The organism is Collinsella aerofaciens (assembly GCF_040926265.1).
GTDB lineage: Bacteria > Actinomycetota > Coriobacteriia > Coriobacteriales > Coriobacteriaceae > Collinsella > Collinsella aerofaciens_BB.
On the sequence record NZ_JBCOIL010000007.1, the window covers coordinates 46,340 to 60,199 of the forward strand.

The window sequence follows — 13,860 nt, forward strand, 5'->3', positions numbered from 1 at the left end:
TCATAAATTGCGGTGAAATAGGGACTGTTTAAGCGTTTAAAACCGCCAAACAGTCCCTATTTCACCGCAACTTAGAGAGGACGGCCTCAGTCGGTACTGCCGTATCAGCCGAGGCCGCTGCATCGCTAGCGCTGTACGTAGGCGCGGACGAGCTCGAAGGTGTTGCGCACGCCGTCGATGTGGCTGCGCTCGTAGTTGTGGCTCGCGTACACGCCGGGGCCGATCAGACCATGGCGAATGTCGTAGCCGGCCGAGAGCGTGGCCTCAACGTCCGAGCCGTAATGCGGGTACACGTCGATGGCGTAATCGAGCTCAAGCTCGCGCGCGATATTGGACAGCGTGGTCACCAGATCGTAGTTGTAGGGGCCGCCCGAATCCTTGGCGCAAATCGACACCATGCGCTCGGTGCAGCCCAGGTCGTCGCCCACGCAGCCCATGTCCACGCTGATCATCTCGCGCGTGTCGGCCGGCACAAAGGCACCGCCATGGCCGACCTCCTCGTACACGGTAAAGAGCAGCGAAACCTTACGCGAAAGCGTCACCTCGCCAGCGGCGACGGCACGCGCCAAGCCCAGCAAAATGGCGGCCGAAAGCTTGTCGTCCAGGAAGCGGCTCTTAATGTAGCCACTCTCCGTCACCGTCGTGCGAGGGTCCATAGCGATGATGTCGCCAGTCTGAATACCCAGCTCGAGCACATCGTCCTTGCTGTCGACGTTCTCGTCGAGCAGGATCTCCATGTTCTTCTCGATAGTCTTGACCGGCTCATCGGCCACGTGCGCCGAAGGCTCGGTATTGAGGACCACACCCGTGTACACATTGCCGTCGCGCGTGTAGACGGTGCAGTTCTCGCCATCGGCCGTAGACCACTGATGCCCGCCGATCGTCGTGGGGCGCAGACGACCATTGTCCTTGATAGAGCGCACCATAGCGCCCAGGGTATCGACATGGCTCGCCAACACGAGCGGCTCACCCTCACCACCAAGCTCAACGAGCACGTTGCCCTTATTAGAACGCTCAGGCCCAAACCCCATATCGCGCAATGTTTCCATTAGATAATCAGTCGCCGCACGGGTATAGCCGGTAGGCGAAGCAATCGAGGTAAGCGCCTTCAGCTGGTCAGTAATATAGGAGAGCATAGAATCCATCTTGGACACCAAAGTCACCCTTTCATATCGAATTAAACCCACAGCAACAATACCACCACGCACAATTATTTACCTAGCGAGACAACCCATCGAGCTTCTCAGAGCAGCGCCCGTCACGATAACGAGCCGGCGGCCCCCTGCCCGTTAGCCACAGAATCTTTCCGCAGGACAGAAGGAGGCCCCGCCGCACGTAGTGCGCAACGGGGCCTCCGACATGTCCGAGGACGATTCTGGGGCTAACGGGCAGGGGCCCGCCGAACCAAGTTAGGCAGCCGGGCAGATCTTCTTGAAGAGCTCGATGACGTCGTCGAGCGTTGCCTCGCGCGGGTTACCCGGGAAGCAGGCGTCGGCCATGGCGTCCTTGGCCAGGACCTCGATCTCGTCAGCCTTCATGGCCTCACAGACGTGCGGGATGTTCACGTCGGCGGAAAGCTGCTTGACGGCGGCGATGGCGGCATCGGCGGCCTCGGCGGTGCTCATGCCCGTGGTGTCAACGCCCATGGCGACGGCAACCTTGGCCAGGCGCTCAGCGCAAACCGGCTTGTTGAACTCCATGGCGATCGGCAGCAGCATGGCGCAAGCGACGCCGTGCGGGGTGTCGTAGTGAGCGGACAGGGTGTGAGCCATGGCGTGGTCGATGCCCAGGCCAACGTTGGAGAAGCCCATGCCGGCGACATACTGGCCAAGGGCCATGCCCTCGCGGCCGGAGCCGGGCTGACCGGACTTGGCCTCGGCGACGGAGTCGCGCAGGTTCTCGCTGATCAGCTTAATAGCCTCAAAGTGGAACATGTCGGAGAGCTCCCAAGCGCCCTTGGTGGTATAGCCCTCGATGGCGTGGGTCAGAGCGTCCATGCCGGTGGAAGCGGTCAGGCCGGCGGGCATGGAAGCCATCATGTCAGGATCGACGACGGCGACCTCGGGGGCGTCGTTGGTGTCGACGCACACGAACTTGCGGACCTTCTCGGGGTCTGTGATGACGTAGTTGATGGTCACCTCGGCAGCGGTACCGGCGGTCGTCGGCACGGCGATGGTGAACACGGCATGGTTCTTGGTGGGAGCAACGCCCTCGAGGCTGCGGACATCGGCGAACTCGGGGTTGTTGATGATGATGCCGATGGCCTTGGCGGTGTCCATGGAGGAGCCACCACCGATGGTCACGATAGCGTCAGCCTCGGCGGCCTTGAAGGCCTCGACGCCGTCCTTGACGTTCTGGATAGTGGGGTTGGGCTTAATCTCGGAGTAGAGGCTCCAAGCGATGCCGGCGGCGTCGAGCTCGTCGGTCACCTTAGCGGTAACGCCAAACTTAACCAAATCGGGGTCGGAGCAGACGAAGATCTTCTTGTAGCCGCGACGCTGGAGCTCGCCGGGGATCTCCTTGATGGCGCCGGAACCATGATAAGAGATGGTATTGAGAACGAAACGATTAGCCATTGATAGCCTCCCATCGTGTGCGGGGCATCCATTACGCCCCACGCTATGAGTCCCATCCTAACGCTTTTGAAACAAAAAACGCGTGAGAACATCAAAAGTGTTAAAGCGTTTCAACAGATGAAGAAAAATATTGCGGCAAAGGGACAGCCCCTTTGCCGCATTCGGTTACTTTCGGCAGCCCTCTTTCCAAGCCTCGGCCGCAACCTTCCAGCGTAAGCGCAAATCGCGCTCGCGGTCGATGAACATGATGGCAAACGCGACAAACAGCAGCAAGCTCGCCACGACGATGGCGTGCAGGCCCATGCGCTCAATACACCAGTTGCCCAACACGGCGCCAAACACAAAGGTAAAGATCACGCCAAAGTACAGCAGGCCGTTTTCCAAAAAGCCGCGCCTGTGGGTGATGATGTAATCGTCCACGTTTTGCAGCGCGTTGCGCAAGTTGCCGATGCACATGGTCGTAGCGATGCCGTGACCGTGGATCTTGCGGAAGCTCTCAACTTGCATACCGCAGGCAAACGAGGTGAGGCAGTTGGCGAGCAGGTTGAAATTGCCGCCGGGGATAAAGCTCACGCCCAGCAAGATAACGGCTTCAAAGAACACCGTCACTTGGCGCCAGTGAATCACGCTGCCAAACCGCTCGTGTACCAGATCGGCAAGCATAATGCCCACGGCAAACGACACCACGGGGAAGAAATAGCGTCCCGCAAGTGCCCAGTTGCCCTCCGAGATGCTCACGCCCACGAGCAGGATGTTGCCTGTCTGCGCGTTGGCGAAAACATGATCGCGCCCAATGTACGAATAGACGTCCATAAAGCCACCGGCGAGCGCCAAGATAATGCCCAGCTCGATGGACTCCGATATCTGTTTGGCACGCTGCATCGTCGTGCATCCTCCTTGTTGACGACTCTCTCGTGCGTTGGCGGAAACATAGCCGCCGTTCATACTGTAACCCATTGACAACATGGCGTGCGCGCGAGACGGGTTCTCCAACGCGCAGATACACAGTCTGGAAACAAACAGCGGGCGCGGCGCCGACACCCGACGCCTCGTGTACTCCACCAGTCTTTTTAGCGCCGTCCCAAAAAGACTGGTTACAATTACGTGCAGCATACAGACACCGGGAGGGATCGTGGCAAAAAAGCCTCAGCACGCTCAGAACAACCAGCGCAGTCAACAGGGCAAACAGGGCCAGCAGCAAAAGCGTGGCGGTAAGGCGCAGGCCACGGTCGCCCGCACCAAGCATTCCCAAGCGACGCCCGCCCGCCCCTGGCGACCGGGCCGCGATAAGTTCCTCCCCGTCAGCCGCGCCGACATGGATGCGCGCGGCTGGGACCAGTGCGACTTTGTCTACATCTGCGGCGACGCCTACGTGGACCATCCCAGCTTTGGTATGGCCATCGTCAGCCGCGTACTCGACGCACACGGCTACAAGGTGGGCATCATCTGCCAGCCCGATTGGACCGACCCCGCCAGCATCACCGTGCTCGGCGAGCCGCGCCTGGGCTTTCTCGTCAGTGCCGGCAACATGGACTCCATGGTCAACCACTATTCGGTGACCAAGCACCGCCGCCACACCGACGCCTACACTCCCGGTGGCGAGGAGGGGCACCGTCCCAACCGAGCTGTCACGGTCTACGGCAACCTCATCCGCCAGACGTTCAAGGACGCCCCCATCATCATCGGCGGCATCGAGGCGAGCCTGCGCCGCCTGGCCCACTACGACTACTGGCAGGACAAGCTCAAGCGCTCGGTACTGCTCGACTCGGGCGCCGACATCCTCATCTACGGCATGGGCGAGCACGCGATCGTCGAGATCGCCGACGCGCTCGACGCGGGACTGCCCGTCGATCAGATCACCTATATCAACGGCACCGTCTACCGCACAGGCTCGCTCGACGAGGTCTACGACTACGATCTGCTGCCCAGCTGGGACGACCTTACCGCCGACAAGCTCAACTACGCGCGCAGCTTTAACGTGCAGCAACAGAATATGGACCCCATCACCGGGCATCGCCTGGTAGAGCCCTACCCCAACAGCGTCTATGTGGTGCAAAACCCGCCGTCGGCGACGCTCACTACCGATGAGATGGACGAGGTGGCCGAACTCCCCTACGCACGCGACTGGCATCCCGATTACGACGCGGCGGGCGGCGTGCCGGCCTTTGCTGAGATCAAGTTTTCCATAAGCTCCAACCGCGGCTGTTTTGGTGAGTGCTCGTTTTGCGCCCTCACCTTCCACCAGGGCCGCGTGTTGCAGATGCGCAGCCACGACTCGATCATGCGCGAGGCCGAGCTGCTCACGCGCGATCCCGAGTTTAAGGGCTACATCAACGACGTGGGCGGACCGACGGCAAACTTTAGCCGCCCGGCCTGCGACAAGCAGCTCGAGCACGGCGTGTGCAAGAACAAGCGCTGCCTGTGGCCGAGCGTATGCAAGAGCATGGTGGTCGACGAGAGCGGCTACACGCAGTTGCTGCGCGACCTGCGCCAGCTGCCGGGCGTCAAGAAGGTCTTCGTCCGCAGCGGCATCCGCTTTGACTACACCATGGCCGACGCCTCGGACGAGTTTTTGCGCGAGCTGCTGGAGCACCATGTCTCGGGCCAGCTGCGCGTAGCGCCCGAGCACGTGAGCGACGCGGTGCTGTCCGTGATGGGCAAGCCGAGCCGCGCCGTCTACGACGCGTTCTGCCGTAAATTTGAACGCCTGAACCGCGAATACGGACTCAAGCAGTACGTGGTGCCATACCTGATCTCGAGCCACCCCGGCTCGACGATGAAGGAAGCTGTGGACCTTGCCGAAGCCGTGCGCGACATGGGCTATATGCCCGAGCAGGTGCAGGACTTCTACCCCACGCCGTCCACCATGTCGACCTGTATGTACTACACCGGCGTGGATCCGCGCACCATGGAGCCGATCTATGTGGCGCGCGACCCGCACGAGAAGGCCATGCAACGTGCGCTCATCCAGTATCGCAAGCCCGAGAACTACAAGCTCGTGCGCGAGGCGCTGGAAAAAGCCGGCCGCCGCGATCTGATTGGCTACACCAAGCATTGCCTGATTCGTCCCGTGCCGCCGCGCCCGGGCGAGACATCTGCCAACGGCGGACATGGGACCGGCAAGAAGAGTGGCAAACCGCACGGTGGCGCTGGCGGCAAGGGGCCCAAGGGCAGCAAGGGGCACGGCGGCATGTCGCGCGCACAGAACACTGCCGGCCGCAATCGCGCGGCCCAGGGGCGTCAGGGCGCCAACGGAGGCGGCAGACGCAACTAGCGCGGCGAGGCGGCATGCCGCCGTTGGCGACACGACACGCCCCACCAATAAAATGCCGCTCGCTGGGGCGTCGCAGAACGATTCCCCGGCGAGCGGCCGATTAATATTGTCTATCTCAAAACGTCGTTACTTTTTGTCGAAACGACCATAGAGCGCAAACGAGAGCGCCGCAGAGATAACCCAAGTCAAAGCGATGCAGACGACAATCATGATCAGGTTCATGGGATTGCCGCTTGGATCGGCATAAACGGGCAACGAGGTAATGCCGGGCATAACAAAGCCGAAGCACTTTGCGCCGAGAACAACGGTAAGCGCACCGCCAATGCCATCCGCAATCATCGCAGCGATAAGCGGAGTCCTGTTAGGAACCTGAACGGTAAACAAGGCGGGCTCGGAAATTCCCATAAATGCTGAGAAGGCGCACGTCATTGCAGCGGATTTGAGCTTTTCGTCGGTCATGCGCAGGGCTGCACCAAAAGACGCACCGCTTTCGGCGAGGTTATGGCAGAAAGAGATCGGGAGCAGATAGTCATACCCAAGCGTTGCGATATTGGAAATCTGGATAGGGCTCGTTGACTGATGCATGCCGAAGAGCACGATAAGCGGCATAAAGAAGCCCAGCAGAAAACCGGCAACGGGGCCTAACGTCGAGAATAGCCAGACGATACCGTTGGCAAGACCAAGACCGCACCAGGCACCAATCGGAGCGAGCACAAACAGGTTGACGGGAATCACGATAGCAAGGGAGAGCGCCGGAACGACAACGAGCTTAAAAAGATCCGGCACGACTTTGTCGATTGCACGATATACAAAAGACAAGCCAATGACGCCAAAGATAACCGGGAACACGGAATCGGCGTAGCTAAAAATCGGCACCGCAAAACCGAACAGCGCAAGGGGCGTCTCGCCCGTACCGACAGCGTTGACAATGGTCGGGTACATCAGCGATCCGGCAACACAAAGCGCAAGCGAACGGTTGACCCGGAACTTATCAGCTGTAGACATTGCCAGCAAAAACGGCAAGAAGTAGAACGGGATATCCGAAATCATATTGAATATCGCAAAGTCGCCGGCACCCGTGTCGATTCCAAAAGCCGCGATAGCAGCCAGGATGCCCTTTACGATGCCTCCCGCCACCAGTGCGGGAATGATAGCGGAAAAGATGCCGGTGATGATATCGAATACGCGAGCCGAACCTTTTTGGAGCTCAGGCTGCTCGGCGTCGGCGGAGACCTCGCCACCCATCCTGTCACCTAGCATGGGCTCCAATTCGTCATATACCGACCCCACGCTGGCGCCGATGATAACTTGCCACTGTCCGTCTTTAACCTGCGCGCCCAAGGCGCCGTCAAGCGTCTTAAGGGCCTCCAGGTCTGCCTTGCTATCGTCCTTCAGGTTGAATCTGAGCCTTGTAATGCAGTGCGTTGCCATAACAACGTTATCGGCGCCGCCCACGAGCTCGAGGACACGAGCGGCCAGTTCCTTCTTGTCTGCCACGACAATCACTCCTACCCAAGATCCTCGCCATTAGTGGCGATACATTTCTGATACCAATAGAAAGAGTCTTTACGCGAGCGCTCCGCAGTGCCGTTGCCGCAATTATCCAGATCGACATAGATAAGCCCGTAGCGCTTGTCCATCGTAAGAGGACCGCAGGCAACAAGGTCAATGAATCCCCAGATCATGTATCCGCGCACGTCAACGCCATCGATCACCGCTTCTTTAAGGCACTTTATGTGCTGGCGCAAATAATCGATTCGATACTCGTCGTGGATGCTGCCATCCTCCTCGACTACATCAGATGTACCGAGGCCGTTCTCGGCGATATACAGGGGCAGCCCATAGCGGTCATACATCTGGTTAAGGGTAACCCTCAGGCCAATGGGATCGAGCTGCCAGCCCCACTCACTCGTCTCGAGATAAGGGTTCTTGTTTGCCATGACCAGATTTCCCGCAGTCTTCTCCCATCCCTGATCGCAGGTGGATACCTGGGAAAAGTAGTACGAGAAGGCCAGGAAGTCGACCGTGTTGCGAGCGATGAGCTCTTCATCGCCCGGCTCCATTTGAATCTCGATATCGCACGCGTCGAAATAGCGATTCATATAAGCGGGGTATTTTCCACGAGCCATCACGTCCGTATAGAACCAGTTGGAATACTGGTCGTCGTGAATAGCCTGCATGTTATCTTCGGGACGGCAGGTGGCGGGATACGTACAGAATCGAGCGATCATGCCGCCAACGGGAGTATCGGGCGAAAGACGATGGACAATCTCGACGGCACGCGCATTGGCAACGAACTCGTGGTGCAGGCACTGGAAGATGGCTCGATCGAAGTTCTCCCCCTCTTCGTCTTTGACCAGACAGACCCCGTCCCAAGGCGAAAAACGCGCTGCATTGAACTCGTTAAAAGGCAGCCAGAAATCGACCAGATCGCCCAATTCCGTAACGATTGTCTCGACATAGCGGGCGAAGAAATCAATCGTCTTGCGATTCTTCCATCCCCCATATGTGGTGACAAGATTTACCGGGATGTCATAGTGGAGCATGGTGACGAAGGTTTTAATGCCGTGCTTTTTGCACTCACCCAGCATGCTTCGATACCACTCGATGCCTTCGCGGTTAGGCTCAAGATCATCTCCGTTAGGATAGATTCGGCTCCAGCAAATAGAAGTGCGGAACAGCTTGAGGCCCATCTCCGCAAAAAGCGCGATGTCCTCACGGTAGCGATGATAGAAGTCGTTACCGCGCCTAAACGGGTAGAACTCAACACCATCATCTGCGAGAGCGTTCATTAGTTCGTCATGGCAGAAGGGGTTGTTTTGATGCTTGTCCTCAATCTGGTCATGAGTCCAGGTACCATCCAGCCATCGACAATCCTGCGTCGACTTTCCCTTTCCGCCCTCATTCCAGGCGCCATCGGCCTGCGAGCACGATATGGCTCCGCCCCATAAAAAGTCGGAGTCAAACCCATGTTTTAACTTACTCATTTGCCCTCCTTGATCGGATGCTCCAGCGGATAACCCAATACTAGGAAGAACAAGATGCATAAGATATCGCATAGAAAGCGTTTGTTTATAACATTTTTTTAGATATAATACCGTTTAAGGCATCGATTCTACCGTTCACCCCTGGAGCACCCCATGGATTCGAATCTCAAACAGCTGCTCTATACGCATACCGAGACCGAAGAGTGGCATCGCACACATCCGGGAGAGCTCAGCCCGCGATATAACAGGGTGGAAACCACAACCATTAACGGCGAAGAGGTCTATCTGTTTGATTGGAAAGAAACTCTCGACGAAAACCCCGTGGGCCTTATCAAGGAGTCGCGCTTTACCGATATTCCTCCTCATATCAATCGGGATATGGAGCTTAACTACGTGTACGACGGCGTCTGCACGTTTATCGTCAACGGACGGCGACTACTCCTTAAAAAGGGCGACGTGCTCATTTGCAACACCGGCGTAGTCAGAAGCGTTCCATACGTTAAGGGCGAGCATGATATCGTCATTTCGATCGTCTTCAAAAAAGAAATGTTCGATTCGTTGTTCCTGAGCCAGCTACCCGGCGCGTCACCATTAACGAATCTTCTATTTGATTTTGTGTCCAAAAACCGCGAGGCCCGAAAATATCTCATTCTTCCAGAGGAATACGCCCGACATGCGCGACGCCTCATCGAGATGCTCTTTATCGAATATCACTTTAAAGATGCCTATTCCAATGAACTCATGAGGCACCTCGCCGTCAGCCTATTCCTTGTTCTCATTCGAGGACTGTACCGACGCTCCGCAACTGATAACCAGGCGATCATGTCGGACGAACGCATCGTGTCGATTCTGAATCATATTGAGCGAAGCTACGGCGACTGCACACTCGAAAGCATTGCGAGCGATACGGGTTATAGCACCAGCTATCTCAGCAGCTTGATCAAGCAAAAAACCGGCAAAACGTTTTCGCAAATCAAGCTCAACCAGCAGCTCACAGAGGCGGCATATCTTCTCAATAACACCGAGCGCAGCGTGCAGTATGTAGCCCGAAAAGTCGGCATCTCCAACATGTCATTCTTTTACTCAAAATTTAAAGAAGCATTCGGCGAAACGCCAGGTGCGTTCAGGACGCATCGGTCTAATTAAAGGCGTTATTACTCAGACCGATCAGCTTCGCGCGACACGGGAATGCGCAATCGAAGCAGCGAGCGCATCGCCTCTACCAGCACAAAGCCGGCGATGCCAACCGTGACCACAACGTCGAGCGATGTGCCCACAAACCACAGCAGCCCCATGAGATACGACCCGGCATTAAAGGCAAAGTGCAGCAGGATCGTGTAGCGGAGCTTTCCGGTGGTCACGAACACCCAACCAAAAATGAGGCCGGCAGCGCCCGCATAGCAGCCCTGCACCCAGTTCATATGCATAAAGCCAAAGATGGCCGCCTGCAGCACGATTGCCGCGGCGATACCCCACGTGCTTGGGGCCGCCCAGGGCACCATGGCGCCGTCTTGCGCGTTCGCGCGGCGCCGGCGCTTCCAGAGCGAACGGCACTGTGGATTAAACGCACGCAGCGAAAACTCAAAGATGATGCCGCGCACCAGCAGTTCCTCGCAAAACGGAGCGCCGAGCACCGTGGTCAGGACGGCAAGAAGGCTGGTATCGCCCATGCCCGTTTCCTCGACGAGCTCGCTATAGTCTGCCGCGACCTCGGGCAGCAGCGACAGCACGCCGTCGCATAGGTAGCTAATGACCACCTGCATGGATAGGCCGATCACGACAACGCAGGCAATGCGCTTCCATGCCGCGCTTGCTCCCCCACCGAGCGGGCGCTCGCCTTGCCGGCGTGCCATGAAGGAGCGGGGCCACAGATAACGCCACCACAGCAGCGCCATCAAAAATGACGCCGTCTGAGCGGCAGCCTGGAACCATTGAATATCGAGGTTGTCGATCGGGAAACCCGTCAGCACCGACACGGCATCGAGAACTGAAAACAGAACCACGCTCAGGGCTATATCGGCAGCGACAACGCCAAAACAGGCAAGCGCCCACGCCATCGCATTGAGCATGCCAACCTCCTCAAAACCCGGCACTTAGGGACGTTCCTTAACTGCCGGCTGAAAAGGAACGTCCCCAAGTGCCGGCAGTTTGGGACAGTCATTGTTGATGAGAATCGGGCGCAGCGCCAAAAGCCCCGCTCGGCGAGATGTCGAACGGGAAGGTGCCGCAGCGATTGAAAGCGGCGATGAACATGCGGATGGCGTTGGACGGTGTGGTGCCCACGAGCTGGGTTGCCGCCGCGAAGGCCGCCTTTTCCTCGGGCAAAACCTTCGCGACAACCGGGGTCATGTGTTCTGCCATGGCGCTTCCTTCTTGAAACGACGGTGGTGCGGATGGATGCGGGCCACGCGGCTGGGCGACGGGCTGTGAAGGCAACCCGATTGGCCCGCATCTGGAGTTTGTTCTACGGCGTTGGTATTACTTGGTAATCCTAAGTATTACCCCGTAGATAGAATACCATACCCGACCCCATGGAGACAGAAGAAAACGAATCATTTTATTGTTGAGTTAGCGCCTGAAATGGCTTTTAGAGCGTGATGATATCCGAGATATCGAGGGCCCGAGCGTCAGCGGCATCGTGCGTGGCAAGCAACAGCATGCGGCCGTCGAGCAAGTCGAGCACGACCTCGGCGCATGCGTCGCGCGCAGCGATGTCTAGACCGGTAAAGGGCTCGTCTAGAATCACTGCGCCGCCCGGACACAGCAGGGCTCGGGCAATCTCGACGCGACGGCGCTGCCCGCCCGAGAGCTCGGCCACGCGGGCATGCGCATCGATCCCCGGTACCAGCAGGCGCAACAGGGCTGCGGCACTCGAGGCGTCCATGTGCGCGTCGGCGCACACCAGCACGTTATCCAGGGCAGAAACGTCCTCGACCAGGTGCACATCCTGAAACACCATGGAGCACGGTGCGCACTCCCCCGCCACCAGCGCAAGCAACGTCGACTTGCCCACGCCCGAAGCGCCCATCACACAGGTGCGTCCACCGGCGGGCACATGAAGCACCAGTCCGTCGAGCGCCGGCGACCAGGGCGCCCGGTCGCCCACGGCAAGCGCAAGCTCCGCTGCAGCACCATCGCTCGCAGCCCCTGTACGCCCGCGCAGTCCATGCCCATGTGCCCGCACGGCCGCGCGCCACGCCACGGGTCCCGAAACCCGCAGCAGCCACACCAGCACGCGCTCACACGCCCACGAGGCGGCAACGACCAGCACGGTCCACGCCAGCAGATCAGCCGTCTCGATGAGCAGCTTCGCCTGATAGATGCGTTCGCCCACGGTGTCCGTCGCCATGCCGATGAGCTCCGCCGCCACGCCAGCCTTCCAGCTCATGCCGATCACAGCGCGGGCGCACGAAAGCACAAACGGCAGGACTTCGCGCCAGGTGTGGGCACAAAACAGGCGCCAGCCCCGCACGCCATGCAGACGAAACATCTGCTCCAGCGGTTTATCCGCTTGCGTCAAACCCTCGACCAACGAAAAATACACGCCCGGAAGTGCCATCAAAAAGACCGCCGCAATGCTCACGCGCGCCGACCCCAACCAAATGAGCAGCAGGACCACCACGCAGGCAACCGGTGTCGCCTTAACAAACGAAAGCGCCGGCGCCACCAAGCGGGCAAACGTCAGCGATCGCACCGAGACTCCCGCCAGTACGCCGCCGCACACCGCGGCAAGCGCCAGCCCGCCCAAGATTCGCGCACCCGAGCCTGCCAGAATCGCCCATGTGCCGGCATCGCATACCAGTCGCAGCAACGCCACCACGACGGCGCCCGGCCCCGGCAAAATCAACGGCTGCGCCACGAAACCCGCCATCAGCACCCACACGGCAAGCCAAAAGGCGGCAACGGCACCTGCTGCCGCCACCGCCTTCATACGCTCTGTCATTTGTCGAGCAAACGCACGCACGGGCTACTCCATGCAGTAGAAATCGTCAGCCGGGAGCTTGCCGCCCACGGCGCTCGCGTCCGCATCGGCCAGCACCTGCAGGTACCCACCGAGCGCCGCCTTCATATCCCTCCCCGTCTGGCACACGAGCATGCACCCGGGAATCGCCTTTTCGGCAATCGCGGCGTTATCCACGATACCCGCATCGACCACGGCCTGAGCCCAGTCCGCCGGCGCCGCGTTCACGGCCTCAACGCTCGCAGCATGGCAGCTCAGGAATTCCGCCACGGCCTCGGGATGCTCCTCGGCAAAGGCACGGCGCACCACGGTCACGCCCGTCAGCAGGCGCGAACCCGTGTCACCTGCCAGCTCATCCCACACATCGGTCAGACTTACCGGAGCCGGCAGCTTGCCTTCGCTCTTTGCGATGGCAGCGGTCTTGAACGGCTCCGGCAGCACGCCCACGGCAGACGGATCGGCAAGCAACGCCGACAGCACCTCGGTGGGCTCGCTCTTAAACTCGAGCGTAACCTGGCCGGTCAGGCCCGCGCGCTCCAACAGGTAGTTCATGACGTACTCCGGCGTGGTGCCCTTGCCCGTCATATAGACAGTATGGCCCGCCAGATCGCCAAACGAGGCCACACTCGCGTCGCCCGTCACAACGTTCAGCACGCCCAGCGTGTTGATGTCGATGACCTGCACCGCACCCTCAGTCTTGTTGTAGAGCACGCTCGCCACGTTGGCGGGCACCAGGGCGATATCGATATCGCCCTGAATGACCTTGGGCACAATCTCGTCGGCGGCAGTGTTGATCGCAAAGTCGAACTCATTGTCCGTGGCACCGTCGGCCGCCTGGTCCATAAACTGCACCAGGCCAATCGACGTCGGCCCCTTGAGCGAGGCGACGTGTACCTCGACCGGCTCTGCGGCAGCACCGGCGCCGTCCGTGGCAGCCGAGCCCGCGGCGGACCCGACACCGGCAGCCCCGCCGCCACAGCCCGCGAGCGCAAGCGACAGGGTGCCCATGGCGAGCGCCGAGGCAAACCCCCGGCGCGACATCTCAACATCAAACGCGCGCAT

General features: G+C 59.3%; 11 protein-coding genes. 2 read left to right on the forward strand and 9 right to left on the reverse strand.

Annotated elements, in window-relative coordinates; all coding sequences use genetic code 11:
• Positions 1 to 125: 125 nt before the first annotated feature.
• From AB5767_RS03325 to AB5767_RS03335, 3 genes are all read right to left on the reverse strand, one after another.
• The gene (locus tag AB5767_RS03325) at positions 126 to 1,145 is read right to left on the reverse strand and encodes a M42 family metallopeptidase (RefSeq protein ID WP_368131356.1); all 1,020 of its coding nucleotides are present in this window, start codon (positions 1,143 to 1,145) and stop codon (positions 126 to 128) included.
• Between the two features lie 264 nt (positions 1,146 to 1,409).
• Complete coding sequence (gene fucO / locus AB5767_RS03330; RefSeq protein WP_035137361.1) at positions 1,410 to 2,576, reverse strand: lactaldehyde reductase; 1,167 nt, start codon at positions 2,574 to 2,576, stop codon at positions 1,410 to 1,412.
• A 165-nt stretch (positions 2,577 to 2,741) separates the two neighbouring features.
• On the reverse strand, positions 2,742 to 3,458 hold the full coding sequence (locus tag AB5767_RS03335; RefSeq protein WP_055310199.1) for a YoaK family protein: 717 nt from the start codon (positions 3,456 to 3,458) through the stop codon (positions 2,742 to 2,744).
• Between the two features lie 250 nt (positions 3,459 to 3,708).
• Between AB5767_RS03335 and AB5767_RS03340 the strand changes: the two genes are divergently transcribed.
• Positions 3,709 to 5,850: a YgiQ family radical SAM protein gene (locus AB5767_RS03340; protein ID WP_368132786.1), complete on the forward strand. Its 2,142-nt coding sequence runs from the start codon at positions 3,709 to 3,711 to the stop codon at positions 5,848 to 5,850.
• A 126-nt stretch (positions 5,851 to 5,976) separates the two neighbouring features.
• Here AB5767_RS03340 and AB5767_RS03345 read toward each other — a convergent pair whose 3' ends face one another.
• Both AB5767_RS03345 and AB5767_RS03350 read right to left on the reverse strand, forming a co-directional pair.
• A complete protein-coding gene (locus AB5767_RS03345) occupies positions 5,977 to 7,347 on the reverse strand; it encodes a PTS transporter subunit EIIC (protein WP_055250969.1) in 1,371 nt (456 codons plus the stop codon).
• Positions 7,348 to 7,358: 11 nt separating this feature from the next.
• Positions 7,359 to 8,837: a family 1 glycosylhydrolase gene (locus tag AB5767_RS03350; protein ID WP_368131334.1), complete on the reverse strand. Its 1,479-nt coding sequence runs from the start codon at positions 8,835 to 8,837 to the stop codon at positions 7,359 to 7,361.
• 153 nt (positions 8,838 to 8,990) lie between these two features.
• On the opposite strand from AB5767_RS03350, the gene AB5767_RS03355 reads away from it, so the two are divergent.
• Positions 8,991 to 9,983, forward strand: coding sequence for a helix-turn-helix transcriptional regulator (locus tag AB5767_RS03355; protein ID WP_055250957.1), 993 nt, complete (start codon positions 8,991 to 8,993; stop codon positions 9,981 to 9,983).
• Between the two features lie 8 nt (positions 9,984 to 9,991).
• On the opposite strand, the gene AB5767_RS03360 is transcribed toward AB5767_RS03355, so the two are convergent.
• From AB5767_RS03360 to AB5767_RS03375, 4 genes are all read right to left on the reverse strand, one after another.
• Positions 9,992 to 10,906: a CPBP family intramembrane glutamic endopeptidase gene (locus AB5767_RS03360; RefSeq protein WP_368131333.1), complete on the reverse strand. Its 915-nt coding sequence runs from the start codon at positions 10,904 to 10,906 to the stop codon at positions 9,992 to 9,994.
• Between the two features lie 88 nt (positions 10,907 to 10,994).
• Positions 10,995 to 11,198, reverse strand: a complete 204-nt coding sequence (locus AB5767_RS03365; RefSeq protein WP_006235351.1) for a type II toxin-antitoxin system RelB/DinJ family antitoxin — start codon at positions 11,196 to 11,198, stop codon at positions 10,995 to 10,997.
• Between the two features lie 226 nt (positions 11,199 to 11,424).
• Positions 11,425 to 12,801: an ATP-binding cassette domain-containing protein gene (locus AB5767_RS03370; RefSeq protein ID WP_368131332.1), complete on the reverse strand. Its 1,377-nt coding sequence runs from the start codon at positions 12,799 to 12,801 to the stop codon at positions 11,425 to 11,427.
• A 3-nt stretch (positions 12,802 to 12,804) separates the two neighbouring features.
• Positions 12,805 to 13,860: an ABC transporter substrate-binding protein gene (locus AB5767_RS03375; protein ID WP_368131331.1), complete on the reverse strand. Its 1,056-nt coding sequence runs from the start codon at positions 13,858 to 13,860 to the stop codon at positions 12,805 to 12,807.

Coding starts and splice junctions, on each gene's coding strand:
- AB5767_RS03325 (WP_368131356.1), bottom strand. CDS start 1,145: ATGGATTCTATGCTCTCCTATATTACTGACCAGCTGAAGGCGCTTACC.
- fucO (WP_035137361.1), bottom strand. CDS start 2,576: ATGGCTAATCGTTTCGTTCTCAATACCATCTCTTATCATGGTTCCGGC.
- AB5767_RS03335 (WP_055310199.1), bottom strand. CDS start 3,458: ATGCAGCGTGCCAAACAGATATCGGAGTCCATCGAGCTGGGCATTATC.
- AB5767_RS03350 (WP_368131334.1), bottom strand. CDS start 8,837: ATGAGTAAGTTAAAACATGGGTTTGACTCCGACTTTTTATGGGGCGGA.
- AB5767_RS03355 (WP_055250957.1), top strand. CDS start 8,991: ATGGATTCGAATCTCAAACAGCTGCTCTATACGCATACCGAGACCGAA.
- AB5767_RS03360 (WP_368131333.1), bottom strand. CDS start 10,906: ATGCTCAATGCGATGGCGTGGGCGCTTGCCTGTTTTGGCGTTGTCGCT.
- AB5767_RS03365 (WP_006235351.1), bottom strand. CDS start 11,198: ATGGCAGAACACATGACCCCGGTTGTCGCGAAGGTTTTGCCCGAGGAA.
- AB5767_RS03375 (WP_368131331.1), bottom strand. CDS start 13,860: ATGCGCGCGTTTGATGTTGAGATGTCGCGCCGGGGGTTTGCCTCGGCG.